Source organism: Bradyrhizobium iriomotense (genome assembly GCF_018130765.1).
In the GTDB taxonomy this organism is placed as follows: domain Bacteria; phylum Pseudomonadota; class Alphaproteobacteria; order Rhizobiales; family Xanthobacteraceae; genus Bradyrhizobium; species Bradyrhizobium iriomotense_A.
The window spans coordinates 143,313-157,199 of the sequence record NZ_JAFCJZ010000016.1 but is presented as its reverse complement, the minus strand read 5'-3'; the positions used below and the strand labels follow the sequence as shown (position 1 = coordinate 157,199).

Below are 13,887 nucleotides of genomic sequence, written 5' to 3'. Positions count from 1 at the left end.
CGATCATCACAGCCGTCGTCACGGCCCGCGCGGAGCGCGTTGCCAAAAGGGCAACACAACAGACGAAATTAAGCACTTTTCATGCTTCCGCGGATGCCCAACAATGATTGCCAGGCCGCTGGGCGACGAAGCCTTGCCGGCTTTCCGCTAATTCGGGCCAAGGCAACCGAGATGAAACTGAAGTCGCATTGGTGGTGGGACCTGTCGGCCGAGGATTTCCGTCAGCTTGATATGAGCAGGATCGTCGCCGTGCTGCCGGTCGGCGCCGTCGAGCAGCACGGGCCTCATCTGCCGGTTCGCGTCGATACGGCGATCGTCGAAGGCATCATCCAGCACGCAGCTGCGCAGATGGCGGACGATTTCCCGGCCCTCATCCTGCCAACGATGTCGATCGGCAAGTCGAACGAGCATTCTGCGTTTCCCGGCACGCTGACGCTCTCGGCGGAAACCTTGGGCCGCGTCTGGTACGAGGTCTGCGAGAGCGTTCACCGGGCCGGGGTCCGCAAAGTCGTCTTCGTCAACTCCCATGGCGGGCAGCCGCAGGTCATGGAGATCGTCTGCCGCGAGCTCCGCGTCAGGCTCGGCATGTTGGCCGTCTCCTCGCAATGGTCGCGCTTCACGGACCTGTCGGACCTTTTCAATGCGGCCGAACGCAAGCATGGAATCCACGCTGGAGAGATCGAGACCAGCGTGATGCGCCATCTGCATCCCGAACTCGTGGACATGGCGCTGGCGGAGGATTTCAGGTCTCTCTCCCAGACGCTGGAGACTGAATGCGAGATCCTGATGCCGGAAGGTCCGGTTGGATTCGGTTGGCAAATGCAGGACATCAACCCCAAGGGAGCCTGCGGCAACGCCGCTCTCGCTGATGCCGAGCGCGGCCGCACGGCTGTCGAACGCGCGGCCAGACGCTTGATCAAGCTGATCAAGGAGGTCGAGCGGTATCCCATGTCCCGGATCAAATCGGCAGCGGATTAGCCGACTCCGATGATACGGCGAACTGGAATTTTCGACACGCCGCGCCTTTGAATGAATTCACGATAAAGCTTCCCTAGATGTCAGCAAAATCGCTCCGCCTGCCCGTCCTGCCCCCGCAAATCGAGACCATGACGCTGAAGGACGGCACACGGCTCGATGCCGACGTTTACCGTCCGGCCGCGCCGGGCTCCTATCCGGTTCTGCTTCAGCGCCAGGCCTACAGCAGGCGCATCGCATGCAGCATCTGTTACGCGCACCCGGCGTGGTACGCTTCCCATGGCTATATCGTCGTGGTGCAGGACGTCAGAGGACGCGGCACCTCGGAAGGCACATTCCGCCCAGGCGAAACCGAGATTGAGGACGGTGCCGAGGCGATCGAATGGGCAGCGCGTCTCGATGGTGCGAACGGCGACGTCGCGATGTATGGCTTCTCCTATCAAGCCTACAATCAACTGCTTGCGGCTGCTGGAGACTGCCCGTCGTTGAAGGCCCTCGCGCCGGTGATGGGACCATGGAATCCTGCACACTGGGCCTATGAGAACGGCGCCTTGCAGATGAAGCACATGATCGGCTGGGGCATTCAGATTACTGCGGAGGCGGCTCGACGCGCCGGTGACGACGAGGCATTCAGCGCTTTGCAAGCCGCTGGGGCCAATCTGCCGCTCACCGGCCCCGTCGCAGCAATGCCACAGCTGCTTCAAAAATACCGGCATTACTCGCACGTCATGGACTGGCTCGAGACGCCGCCCGATTCCCCGTATTGGGACCGCATTTCGCCTGTGACGCATGTGGACGCCATCCGCGCCCGGCGTCTGCCAATACTGTTCGTTGGCGGATGGTTTGACCCATTTCTGCCGGCCACGATCGAGTCCTTCCGGGCTGTTGCAAGCAGCTGCGATGACACCAAGCTCATCGTCGGGCCATGGATCCATTTTCCGTGGACCCGGAAAGTGGGCTCGGTCGACTTCGGGGTAGAAGCAGAACGCAATATCGACATCGATCACATCCGGTTCTTCGACCGCGTCCTGAAGGGTTCGCCGAGCCAAGTCGGAGGCAAGCGGATCGAGTTGTTCGATATGGGTTTGAAAAAGTGGCGGCAGTATCAGGATCTGCCGGCAAACACGCAGAAATTGTTCCTCGGTGGCACGGGTCGAGCCTCGCTGGATGTACAGGACGGCACTCTCGGTCTTCAGTCGGGCCCGGAGGTGGATGTCGAGCACATCGTGCACGATCCCTGGCGACCGGCGCCTACCGTTGGCGGTTACTACGGCGCTCCGACGGGGCCAGTGGACCGCCGGGTCGCCGATGAACGCGGCGACGTCCTGACCTTCACGACGGAAGCGCTTGCTGACGCCGTCGAGGTGGTCGGCGAACCCGAGGTCGAGCTCGAGCTTAGCTGCGACCGTCCGAGCTTCGACCTTTGCTGCATCCTTTCACTCGTCACTCCTGACGAACGGGTCCTTCAGATCTCGAGCGGATACGCGCACCATCGCGCTGCGACGGCTGGCCGATACAAGCTGAAGCTTGCCACCACGTGCGCAACGCTCAAGAAGGGTGAGCGGCTCCGCCTCTCCGTCGCGGGGGCGGATTATCCGGCGTATCCCGTCAATCCGGGAACGGGCGAAGATCCGGTGAGCACCCCAAAGACGCATGCCGTCGTGACCACGATTGCGGTCTGGCACGGTCCGTCCCGAGCATCACTGCTCCGGCTGCCTGTCGGATTCGGCTCGGAGATCCGGCCCACCTAGTTCCAAGCGTCGGCACGCCCACGAAATTGATGCCGACGCTCTCACGGGCTTTAGATCGTTGGCATTGGCTCATCGCCCCTGAAAGGCCGCCGGTCGCCAGCCGATCCCACGCTGCGCAATTGTTAAAGGGAGGTGTCCGGAAGATCGCCTCGGCCTTCTTGATGGGCAGTTTGGCTCTCTTGTCGCGCGCGCATCTGGCTGGGGTGGGAGGGATCGAACCTCCGAATGGCGGAATCAAAATCAGTTCGATTATTCAACGATTTCAAGGCGCATTTGGGAAAAACGGCGAAAACATGCTCCAGCAATTTCAACAGGTTGGCAGTCGTTTCCAAATGAAAAACAGCCCTCCACGCAGGATCAGTCCCGGCAAATCAGGGCGAACTGCGCCGACGCGCTCGCGGGCTTCAGCGTCGAGGGCGTCTGCTTAACTGGCGTCGTACCCGCGGATGACCGATCTCACCGTGCTGCACCGGCGAGAGTGCGGACCATCCTCGATCTATTTCGCAGCTGACAGCCAGACAGGCTGCGACCCCGTGGCTGTTCGCCCGGACGGAACGGTTCGGCATCAGAGGCGTTTTTCGCACTGAAGAAACGCGATTGGTAGGACGCATGTGCTGATGCGAAACGGCCGAACTGCACTTACGTTTAAGTGTCCCGCGTGCAGTCGGGCGACGCCGCATCGGTTTCTTTACATCAAGAACGGCTGCCACATCTTTCAATGTCGTGACTGCGGACTGGGACGCACCGAGGCATCGAACTTCGATCCCCTCGCCTATTATGACGATGGCTACTTCTCCGGCCGTCAGTCCGATGGCTACGCCGACTATCGCGGCGCCGAACCCGTGCTACGGCGCGAGTTCGCCCGCACAGTCGAGTTCATCCAGCACCGCAAGCCACAGGGCTGCCTGCTCGAGATCGGTTGCGCCTACGGCTTCTTTCTCGATGAAGCCCGCCGCGCCGGATTTGAGGTCAGCGGCATCGAGCCGGCGGAGGCGGCTGCTGCCCATGCTGGCGATCTCGGCTTGAACGTCGTCTGCGGCCTACTGAGCGAAGCGACTCTCAAGTCGCTTGGTACCCAGGATGTCATCGTCCTCCTCGACGTGATTGAGCATCTGCCCGACCCGAAGGAAGCCCTCGCGCTGTTCGTCGACCATCTCCGGCCGGACGGAATCATCGTGCTGACGACCGGAGACTTCGGTTCCTTGGCGGCGCGGTCGACCGGCGCGCACTGGCGCCTGATGACGCCTCCGCAGCACCTGTGGTTCTTCAACCGCGACAGCATCGCGTCTCTGGCCCGTTCGGTCGGCCTTCGCGTCGAAAGTTTCGATCACCCTTGGAAATTCGTACCGCTCTCGCTGATCGCCTTCCAGGCCGGTCGCATGCTCGGCCGCAAGATCGCGGCCAGCCCGAGCGGCAACCGGTTCGCCATTCCGGTGAACCTGTTCGACGCGATCCGCGTGGTCTTGAGCAAGACGCCCCCATGTTCGGATAAGAGCCTGCCATGACCCGCCGGATTCGCAATCCCTGGGTCGTTGTCCCCGCGTACAATGAAGCGCCGGTGGTCGGCAGCGTCGTGTCCGGCATTCGCCACGCCGGATACACGGTCGTCGTGGTCGATGACGGCTCCGCCGACCGCACCGGCGAGGTCGCGTTGCTCGCGGGAGCGGTCGTCCTTCGGCATCCGATCAACCTCGGCCAGGGCGCCGCGCTGCAGACCGGCATCGACTACGTCCTCGAGAAGCTTGCGGATGCGCTCGTCACGTTCGACGCCGACGGCCAGCATTCCACCGCGGCCATCGCGGCGCTGCTCGCGGCGATCGAGCAGCCAGGCATTGATTTCGCGCTCGGCAGCCGCTTTCTCACCGGCGCGACCGCCAATCTGCCGGTGTCGCGCCGCATCCTGCTCAGTGCCGCGATCTGGTTCACGCGCGCGAGCACTGGACTGCCGGTCACCGATACCCACAATGGCCTTCGGGCGATGACCGCGCGCGGCGCCCGCGCGATCTCCTTGCGACAGAACCGAATGGCGCACGCGTCCGAAATCCTGCACCAGATCGCGCAGAGCCGCCTGCGATTTGTCGAGGTGCCGGTGAACATCGAGTACAGCGCCTATTCGCTGGGCAAGGGTCAGCGCCTCACCGATGCGATGACCATCCTGATCGATCTGTTTGCGCGGAGGCTCTACCGATGATCGCGCAGCTGTTGCTGACGGCCTTTCTGGCATTGGTTCTGGTCTACGCCTGGTCGGTGCATCGGACGGTGCCGATCATCGGCCTGCTCGCGAGCGGCGCTGCGCTCGCCGGCCTCTACTTCGTCTGGATGCCGGAGCATGCCAACGCACTTGCGGCCTTCGCGGGAATCGGCCGCGGCTCCGACCTCATCGTCTACACCTGGGTCGTGATCAGCCTGCTCATCATGCTCAACTTGCATCTCAAGCTGCGGCTCCAGCTCGACATGATCACGCGGCTTGCGCGAGCCGTGGCGATCGATCGCGCCAAGGAGAGCCAGCGTGAGGCAAGCCCCCCGCGAAAACGTCGTGCGGTCATGTTGAGCCGAACGGCCGAGTCGCCCCCGATCGAATTGCAGGCGAAGAAGTAGATGCCATTGCCAGGCCGGGCCGGGAGTTGGCGTCACTCGCCGGGCCCGCGACGATTGGCGTAGATCTGGGCGAACGGGCGGCCAAATCGCGTGACCTCGTCAATCAGTACGGCCGTCGTGCCGTCGGCACAAGGCCAGCGCTCGGTGGTGATCAGGTAGTCGGCCTTGTACAGCTTGGTTTCGTTAATCCAGTTGCGACGGAACATCACGCCGGCCAGTTGCTCGCGCCAGCCCAGGCAGACCAGCACGCGCGGCGGATCGCGCGTGAACCGGCCTTCGGCGTCAATTCGAGCCTCGAGGCGACGCAGCGCCTCGGGAGCGGCCATGCTCCAATAATCGAGGTCGAATCGACCGTAAGCGCCGACGACGCCGCCTGCCAGACTGTTCATCGCGATATATTCGAGCGGATGCAGGATGACGAGCGTCACCACGATGGCGGCCGTGTGCGCGACCCCAAGGGCCGCGGGCACAATCGGGAGGCGTCGCAAGAAGGGCAAGAGGCTCGTGAGCCCGCGCGCGGCCACGATGGCGAGCATTGGGATCACGAACAAAACGTGGCGGACACCGTCATAGAGCGTCGAGCCTTGCAGAATGAGCACCCCGATAGGCCCGAACGCCGCCGCAGCGACGACCAGCACCGCGCGCGATCCTGCGAGGTCGACGGCGACCGGTCGCAGTCCCGCGACGCCGTACCGACGCAGGGCGCCGAGGGCGGCGCGGCTCCACGACCCTGCTGCACCGATCCAGACCGTCATTCCGATCAACAGCAACGCCAAAAAGCCCTCGGGCAAGCGCGCCAGGAGCTGTCCGGGGATGTACCAGGCGGGCAGTTGATCGGTGAACGTGCGCCGGCCCCAGTTCTGGAATTCGAACGAGGTGTCGAGCGTAGCAAAGTGCCGATTGGCCTCGAGGAATTGCGTGAGTGGATTTCCAATCTGCAACCACGGCCAGAGAGCAATCGCCGTCAGCCAGGCGATGAGGATGACGAGCGGCGTATGCAAGGCGATCCGGCGCAATTGGCCATAGCCCGCGGGGCCATGGCGCAGCAGCGCCTCGAGCGCGCAAAGGCTCATGCCGCCGACGAGGTAGACGTGCGTGATCACCCCGCCGGTGCGCGTCGCAATGGCGAGGCCCGTGGCAAGGCCCGTCGCGAGGGTCAGACGCCAGTTCGGCACCCTCCGCCGCACCATCAGGACGATCGAGAGCGTCGACCAGCTCATGGCGAACAGGAACGGCACGTCGATCGGGGCGAAGAACAGGTTGCCGTACAGGTAGCCGGTCAGCAGGCACAGGATGAGCGCCGTCAACCCAGCCCAGTGCCCGACCGTGAGCCGTGCCATCGGCACGACAGCGGCGAGCCCAGCGAGGCCGACCAGGAAGGTCATGGCGTGCCGGACCGTGATCGGGTTCGCGAGGTCGAGCGACTGCACGGCCGCGACGAGCACCTGAAACCACGGTCCATACATCCACAGATACTCTTCGACCGTCTCGAACTGAGACCGGTCCGCAAAGGCGCTCGCGTACCAGGCAAGCGCCTTGGGGCCGTAATCATCGGTGTTGAATTCGTCGGTCGACAGCCCGTAATCCGCGGCGGTCTTAAGCCCGATGACCAAGGCCACGCCCAGCACAAGGAGCACGAGCAACGTCTCGGCATGGCGGGCAGCAAATGTGAGGCCGAGTTCCGGCCTCACAAACCCAGAGTCGTCGCCATCCGCCCGCTCAAGCGCCATGCATTGTCCTCAACCGGTTGCATGACAACGCACTGGTGGCGCCTGGAATTGTGGTGGGAATTCGTGCGGCGGGATCGCCTCGTCGCTGCTACCACCAAAGCGATCGAGCGGCTGCACGAGGAGTTCACCGCGCGATCAAGACGCCGACGGTTCTTCCGTCGGCCGGCGCGACGCCCCGCTCAACCGCAAAGATCGGGAACAAACCCCCAGCGCACCTCAAGTGTTGTCCTATGCGTTTTCACAACACGCCTGAAGGGAACTTTGTTCCATCAGGTCTTCTAAGGCGATAGCAATGGCGATCCTTCACCGGTGCCGGAACCGCGGGAGCCACATGGGCGCGAGCCAAAGATGATGCAATCGTATCCAGGCGCGGACTTCGACCTCAATAAATAAATCCGGACGCCCGGCTCAGACCTCAATCAAGGCATAGGGGCGACCGCTGGGCTTCTCGATTGATCGGGCCACGTTGTAGACCGGCGCGCCTCCGGGCGTGCGGCCTTCATAGCGGCCCTGATGGGCATGGCCGTGCACCACCGCGCTCACCTTGAATCGATCGATGGTTTCGCCGAGACGTGATGAGCCGAGGAACGGAAGAATCTCCAGTGGCTCGCCCTCGACCGTATCGAGAATCGGCGCATAGTGAAGAACGACGACAGCCTGCTTGCTCGCTACCGCGCGCATGGCATTTTCGAGGCGCGTCGCTTCGTTGACGGCTTCGGCTACCAAGCTCTTGATGACGGCCTCGCCGAACGAAGCAAGCATGCGACGGCCGAACCCGCCGATGAACCCCTTCACCCCGACGAAGGCCACACCGTCGATTTCGTACGACTGCCCGTTGAGCACGTGCATCCCGGCGCTCTTCAAAATGCGCTTTACGTCTTCAGTCTGTCCGGACTCGTAGTCGTGATTTCCGAGCACGCCGACAACGGGAATGGAGCAGGCGCGCAAATCCTCCGCCAGAAGTTCCGCTTCGAACGGCTTGCCCAGGTCAGTGAGGTCGCCGCAAAGGACGAGCACCTGGGCCTTGGTCGAGAGTTCGGCAAAGAGCTCCCGGAAGGACAATGTGCGGTCCTCCTTCACGTGGAGATCACCAATGGCCGCGAAAATGAGCTTCTTAGGTTTTTCGGACATGGCGCTACTCAGTATCTTCCTCTGCGTCGACAAAACCCCATTCCTCAACGGCCGGCGCATAATCGACCTGCGAAAACAGCCGTCCCCGACATATCTTCACGCGCGGCGGAGGAAGCTCGAACTGTGCCTTCAGGCGGGCGACCAGTTCCTCCATAAGCCAGCGCGGCACGCAATCGCGCTCGCTCGGATAGGCCCAGCGGAAGTTGAGTAGATGTGCCAGAAGCACCTCCCAATGCAGCTCCATGTAGGCAAGCAGACGCCGCCAGTCGATCTGATCGTGCTGTTTGAGAATGAGATGCGCGATATCCGGGCCGTCGTAACGGTGCCGCAGCTGGACGAAGGCCTTGGACCAGATCAACTCTGTCGGGGCCATGATGCGCATCCGCGTGCCGAACACCTCGATGCGCGGTGCGGATTCGAACCATTGGTCGGTCACGGGAGCCATGCCATGCCAGAACGCGAAGATCACATCGAAGAAGTGCTCGGCCTGGAAGACTTTGCCGAGCCAGCGTTCGTCCTCGATTGCGACGGTATATCCGAGGTCCCGGAAGTGGTTGAGAACACGGGGATAGTCAGTCGGCTTGCACACGATATCGAGATCCTTGGTCGCGCGCGCCACGCCGGTATAGGCGCTGAGCGCATAGGTGCCGGCCAAGAGAAACGGAAGGTCGAGCTTCGCGAGCTCACGCAAGGCCTGGGCGTAAAAAACCTCGGCGCCAGCCGATGGCACGGTCGGCTCGGCGGCTGCATAGATCGTCCTCTCTATAGATCCAGTGATCGGTCTGATCTCCTTCGCCATAACAGAATTGATCGAAGCTCGTCGGCTTCGGCCATTGGGGTGCCTCTTCGACAATTGAATAGATCATGCAAAGTTCCGCGCGCCCGCCCCCAGCACAAAGGCGCAGTCGGCAAAACAGAGCCTCGCTAACTCAATAGCTTAGCAGCCGTTTCCAAATGAAGAAGCAGCCCTCGCGGCGCGAGCTCGACTCCGGAACCAACCGCGCTCACAATCCCTCTCAGACCAAAGGGAACGAGTATCGCGCTTCTGAGCCAAAAAGTTGGGCCGCTATTACATTGCCTTACCCGGCCGTACCTTCCGATAACGGAATCTCGGCAGGTGAATCTGTCGAGCGCTTCTCTCAAAAAGCCGCCAGTGAGGTGCTCTCGCGCTAGTCTGGCTCTCTCGGCGCCAACGCCTTGGCCGCTCCGGAGGCCCAGCCATCGGCAACTTCGGGGAAATCCAAGGTGATCGGTGTGGCGAAGTTCTCGCCGTCCGAAGAGGCGCGCCAGTTCCGCTAGGAAGCGTTCGCCCGCGCTCGCTGGCGGGTCGCGCGCCGTCGCTCATGGCGTTCGCGACCACGCCCGCTCCTCTCGAGTGGGAATTGCAAGCGCGCCGTTGACGAACGGGACTGGTCGAGCGTGATCTCTGGCTGGACATTACCAAGCACTTTCTAACTTTGCCTTGACTCTGACTAGATCCGGAGTGTCAAACCCCTCGCTAAACGATCCGTAAATCTCGCCGAGTTGCAAGCGGCACTTGTCAGCGTTGTGTCTCAGTTCGCTCAGGCCGCACATGCTCAAACAAAGTCTAAGTTCCAGGGATTTGGCTTTCTGTTCGCGCGCAACCTCAAGGCCTTTAGAAAAATAGTACTCCGCCTGATCCAAGTCCTGGTTCGATCGGAGGTAGGCTTCGGCGAACAAACGATATATCTCAGCCGCGTAAAAGCGTTCGGAGTTCTCCTCATTAAGCCTCAATTGCGCCTGCTTCAAAAAGTCGAGCGCTTTCGCGTAGTGTTCGTGCTCTATGCATGCATCCGCCAATAGGCCCAAAGCGTAGGACTCAAATAATAGCGCGCCAGTGGCGCGTTCCTGTTCCAAGCCTTCCTGAATTTCGGCGAGACCTTTCCCAAAGTCGCCTTGGTAAGCGCTTGCCCATCCGCGCAAAACCAGGGCCATAGCCAAATAGTGCGCAAACTCATGTTCTTTGCAGAATGCAACGGCGGCGTTCGCTTCACCTGCAACAGCGGCGGCGTCACCGCGAAGCTGATGCACCCGAAGGCTTATCGTTCGTACGATTGCCTCACTGAAGGGATGTCGAGATGCATCTGCGTATCGGCGAGCTTCCGTGCACATTCGCAAGGCTCGATCCGGATGACCAAGCAAGCAGAGTGTCATGCCGTCGTATACCCGCACATGAACTCGGGGGTCTTGCGCTGACAGGTCAAGGTATTCTGTAGCCTTACTGTCCTCACAGAGGCTAATACTACGTTCTAACTCCGCGTGAGCATCGCCAAACTTCCCCCGCGCAAATAGCGTAAACCCTATAGCCTCATGGGCAAGAACCCTGAAAACCGAGTTGTCCGCCTTGTCGGCGCTATCCAGCAAATGTTCTGCAAGGGCTTGAGCTTCACCAAGCGATGCGTGAACGAAATTCCACGTCCATAAACCAAACATCGCAGGCAAGATATGTTCGTCAAGCCCGGTCTCTTTGCAGAGTTGAAGCGCCCGCGTGTACGCATGCTTCACGCTGTCAGTGCTCCAGCCCTTAATCGCCCGGAGAGCGTTGCCGAGTGATATCTGAAGCAGCAACTCCGACCTGTTGCGTAGCACCGGGTCGTCGATCTGGGGAATCTGATCCAACCCTTGCTTCAGGTGACGGACCGCTTCATTGTGCGCCGAGCGAGCCGCTGACTGCCTGCCTGCTTCGTACCAGTAGTGCAAGGCCCGTTCGTGGTTCGTCGCCTGGGTGTAGTGGTATGCAATAATCTCGGGCTGCGTTCGTACAGCTTCGGGGAATTTCTGCTCGAGCGCCTTCGCGATAGCGGCGTGTAGATGCGCGCGCCGGCTCTTCAGGAGCCCAGCATATGCGGCGTCTCGCACCAAAGCGTGCTTGAACGTGTATACCGCGTGTGGATTTTCACCCCTGCAAAACATCAGTTCCGAACGGACCAACTGCTCAAGCGCCTCGTCCAACCTCTGCTTCGGCAGCCCGGCGACGGCGCTCACAAGCTCGTAGTGAAATTCTCGCCCCGCGACAGCGCCGATTTGGGCCACATCCCGCACCGGTGACAACCGATCCAGGCGAGCCATCAGCGAAGCCTGCAAGGTGGTTGGGATTGCGAATGACGGCAGAGGCCCCTCAAGAACATATTCCCCGTCGCGCTCTCGCAAAAGCCCGCCTTCCAGCACCATCTTCGTTAATTCCTCGACGAAGAGGGGCACGCCATCGGTGTGTGCGAGAATATGCTCCATGACCTCCTTGGGGAGGGTTTTGCCTCCGGTTACCCGCAGGACCAACGCTGTGCCGTTGCGTCGGCCAAGGCGGGTGAGCGGGATGGTGGTGGTGTGAGGATAACTCGGCCAGGGGGGAGTGAATTCGGCTCTCGCCGTGATCAGCACCAGTACCCGAAGCTGCGGCACATGCTCCACAGTAGCCGCGAGCAGCTCAAGCGAAGTTGGGTCAATCCAGTGTACATCTTCGAAAATAAGTAAGACCGGCTGCCTCGCCGCTAATCCATCAAGCTGGGCCAATAATGCTGCGAAGGTCTTCTCTTTACGTTTTTGTGGAGTGAGGTCCTGCAGCCGGTAGTGATCATCGGCCGGTAGCACCAACAAGTTTGCCAAGACCGCCAGGTGTTCGGGATTATGTGTGGATTGCACCAACAGAGCGTCCAGCTTGGATAGCTTCTCCCGAGGCGAGTCGCCGTGCCTGAACCCGGCAGCACGTTCGAGCTGGCTGATGAATGGGAACAATGCGCTGTGGGTATGATGCTCAGAGCAGAAATAGCGCAGCGTGATGTGTGATCCACCCTGGAGCCGCTCAGTAAGCGCCGACGCAATGTGGGATTTGCCAATCCCCGGCTCGCCGGTAAGGGCCACCACCCGGCCTTCTTCCTGGGTAGCTTGTCGCCAGCGGCGTAACAGCAGCTCTATTTCCTCCTCACGCCCAATCAGCGGCGGCAGCTTGGTGGCGTGCATCGCCTCGAAGCGGCTCTCGACACCGCTCATTCCCAGCACCTGATAAACCCGGAGCGGCTCCGCCCAGCCTTTCAGCGCGACGGGACCGAGATCGCGGTAATGGAACTCTCCCCCGGTGAGACGGCGTGTGCCCGCGGAGATCAACACGGTCCCCGGCTCGGCCATTGTTTGCAGGCGCGCGGCGAGGTTCGGCGTCTCACCAACGACCGCTTGCTCCGCCGGAACACTCTCAATCAGAAGCTCGGTGACAACCACAGTCCCCGTCGCAATGCCAATGCGAATCTGCAGCGACGCGCCGACATTCCGGATGCTCGCTACGGCATCAATGAGTGCGAGTGCAGCGCGCACAGCCTGCTCGGCATCATCCTCATGGGCATGCGGATAGCCGAAATAGACCAATGCACCGTCACCCATATAGCGAGCAATCCTTCCCTGATAACGGCCTATGACTTCTGCGATGCAGCTGTGATACGCGCCAATCAGGGCTCGCAGGTCCTCTGGGTCCAACCGCGCCGCAAGGGCTGTGGAGCCAACCAAGTCACAAAACATCACTGTAAGGTGACGCCGCTCGCCCTCTTCCGGTCGGCTCGGGTAAAGCTGTGTTTTAGCCGGAGGCCTAATTTCGTCATCAAGCTCTGCGATAGCGCGCAGCAGCTTGCGGCGATGACCTAGCAGGACGCCCAGCTCCTTTAGGTCCTGTTCTGTCAGGTCGCGGACGACCGAGAGGTCAATGCCGTTATCGGCGAAGCGCTGGGCGTACTTCGATAAGCCGATTGACTCGAGCCACTCCGTGACGCCTCTCATGGCACCCCGCTCGTTCTCGGTGTCCGAACAACCGTATACTAGACAAACGTATCACACACGAAGAAAGAGCGAACGCGCAGCGAATGAGTGGAGCGGCGGGCGACCGCGGCTAGTGACCCTCTCGCTGCCTGTGCGCGAGATCCCCATGGGATGAAGCCATTTTGGGAGCTTCGGCCAGGTACGGCCGAAATATTGACCATTACGCTAGCCGCTCACCCCGGAGTAGCCCCCCCTGTCCAGCAAAACTCGCCCGTGGTCGCTTGCACGAGGCAAGATTGGGAAACAAGGTCGTGAGGTGTTGTCAGGGCAGGCAGTCGCGCGTCCCCGCACGAAATTTTGTATCGCGCAGTACCGGGCGCTGACCCTTCCGCCGGTAGGCTGGTGGGCGTGATAATTCTCCGGCATGCAAATCAAGAGCAGAGACTGGCCTATGCCAAAGCCTTACCTGATCGCTGAACACTTCATCACGGAGCCCGCTATATTTGAAGAGTATCGGGTCAAGGTTGGACCTATGATCGAAAAATACGGTGGGCGGTATTTGAAAGGGCAACGCGCATCAGTTCCCGGAAGGCGGCCATTGGGAGCCACAGCGCGTCGTCGCCATCGAATTTCCTGACAAGCAATCACCGACCGCCTTGGTACAACTCACGTGAGTACCAGCCACTGATTAAGCTGCGCAAGGAAAGCGCGAGCGATCTCGACATGCTGATCACGCTCAAGGGCCTCTAGGCGCCTCGGGAACCATTTCTGAGACTGTCCGGTTAGGATATGGGGCGATGACAGGACCATCGCCATGAGGACTCAATATCTCGCTGCGATCGCAATAGCTGTTCTTGCTGCAGGCGCTGGGCTGGCAGTCCATTCTAGAAGTTCGCTGCCTCCTCAAGCGCAGTCCACACCGGCCATGCAAGTGGCAGACC

10 protein-coding genes are annotated in these 13,887 nt (G+C 61.1%); 6 read left to right on the top strand and 4 right to left on the bottom strand.

Features of this window, described 5'->3' with window-relative positions; all coding sequences use genetic code 11:
- The first annotated feature begins 171 nt into the window (after positions 1-171).
- The 5 genes from JQ635_RS25840 to JQ635_RS25820 all read left to right on the top strand — a co-directional run bounded on the left by JQ635_RS25840 (position 172) and on the right by JQ635_RS25820 (position 5,324).
- Positions 172-978 carry a creatininase family protein gene (locus JQ635_RS25840; RefSeq protein WP_211412592.1) on the top strand — a complete coding sequence of 269 codons (807 nt, stop codon included), beginning with the start codon at positions 172-174 and terminating at the stop codon, positions 976-978.
- Positions 979-1,055: 77 nt separating this feature from the next.
- A complete protein-coding gene (locus JQ635_RS25835; RefSeq protein ID WP_211412591.1) occupies positions 1,056-2,726 on the top strand; it encodes a CocE/NonD family hydrolase in 1,671 nt (556 codons plus the stop codon).
- A gap of 617 nt (positions 2,727-3,343) precedes the next feature.
- Positions 3,344-4,231: a class I SAM-dependent methyltransferase gene (locus JQ635_RS25830; RefSeq protein ID WP_211412590.1), complete on the top strand. Its 888-nt coding sequence runs from the start codon at positions 3,344-3,346 to the stop codon at positions 4,229-4,231.
- Complete coding sequence (locus JQ635_RS25825) at positions 4,228-4,917, top strand: glycosyltransferase family 2 protein (RefSeq protein WP_211412589.1); 690 nt, start codon at positions 4,228-4,230, stop codon at positions 4,915-4,917. Before JQ635_RS25830 ends, JQ635_RS25825 begins: the two co-directional genes overlap by 4 nt.
- Positions 4,914-5,324 carry a DUF2304 domain-containing protein gene (locus tag JQ635_RS25820; RefSeq protein ID WP_211412588.1) on the top strand — a complete coding sequence of 137 codons (411 nt, stop codon included), beginning with the start codon at positions 4,914-4,916 and terminating at the stop codon, positions 5,322-5,324. The genes JQ635_RS25825 and JQ635_RS25820 overlap by 4 nt, the downstream gene beginning before the upstream one ends.
- A gap of 32 nt (positions 5,325-5,356) precedes the next feature.
- On the opposite strand, the gene JQ635_RS25815 is transcribed toward JQ635_RS25820, so the two are convergent.
- From JQ635_RS25815 to JQ635_RS25800, 4 genes are all read right to left on the bottom strand, one after another.
- Positions 5,357-7,054, bottom strand: a complete 1,698-nt coding sequence (locus JQ635_RS25815; RefSeq protein ID WP_211412587.1) for a phospholipid carrier-dependent glycosyltransferase — start codon at positions 7,052-7,054, stop codon at positions 5,357-5,359.
- 408 nt (positions 7,055-7,462) lie between these two features.
- Positions 7,463-8,185, bottom strand: coding sequence for a metallophosphoesterase family protein (locus tag JQ635_RS25810; protein ID WP_211412586.1), 723 nt, complete (start codon positions 8,183-8,185; stop codon positions 7,463-7,465).
- 4 nt (positions 8,186-8,189) lie between these two features.
- Positions 8,190-8,984, bottom strand: a complete 795-nt coding sequence (locus tag JQ635_RS25805; protein ID WP_211412585.1) for a nucleotidyltransferase family protein — start codon at positions 8,982-8,984, stop codon at positions 8,190-8,192.
- A gap of 638 nt (positions 8,985-9,622) precedes the next feature.
- A complete protein-coding gene (locus tag JQ635_RS25800; RefSeq protein WP_211412584.1) occupies positions 9,623-12,967 on the bottom strand; it encodes an adenylate/guanylate cyclase domain-containing protein in 3,345 nt (1,114 codons plus the stop codon).
- A gap of 403 nt (positions 12,968-13,370) precedes the next feature.
- Between JQ635_RS25800 and JQ635_RS39415 the strand changes: the two genes are divergently transcribed.
- On the top strand, positions 13,371-13,583 hold the full coding sequence (locus JQ635_RS39415) for a DUF1330 domain-containing protein (protein WP_433996576.1): 213 nt from the start codon (positions 13,371-13,373) through the stop codon (positions 13,581-13,583).
- Positions 13,584-13,887: the final 304 nt, after the last annotated feature.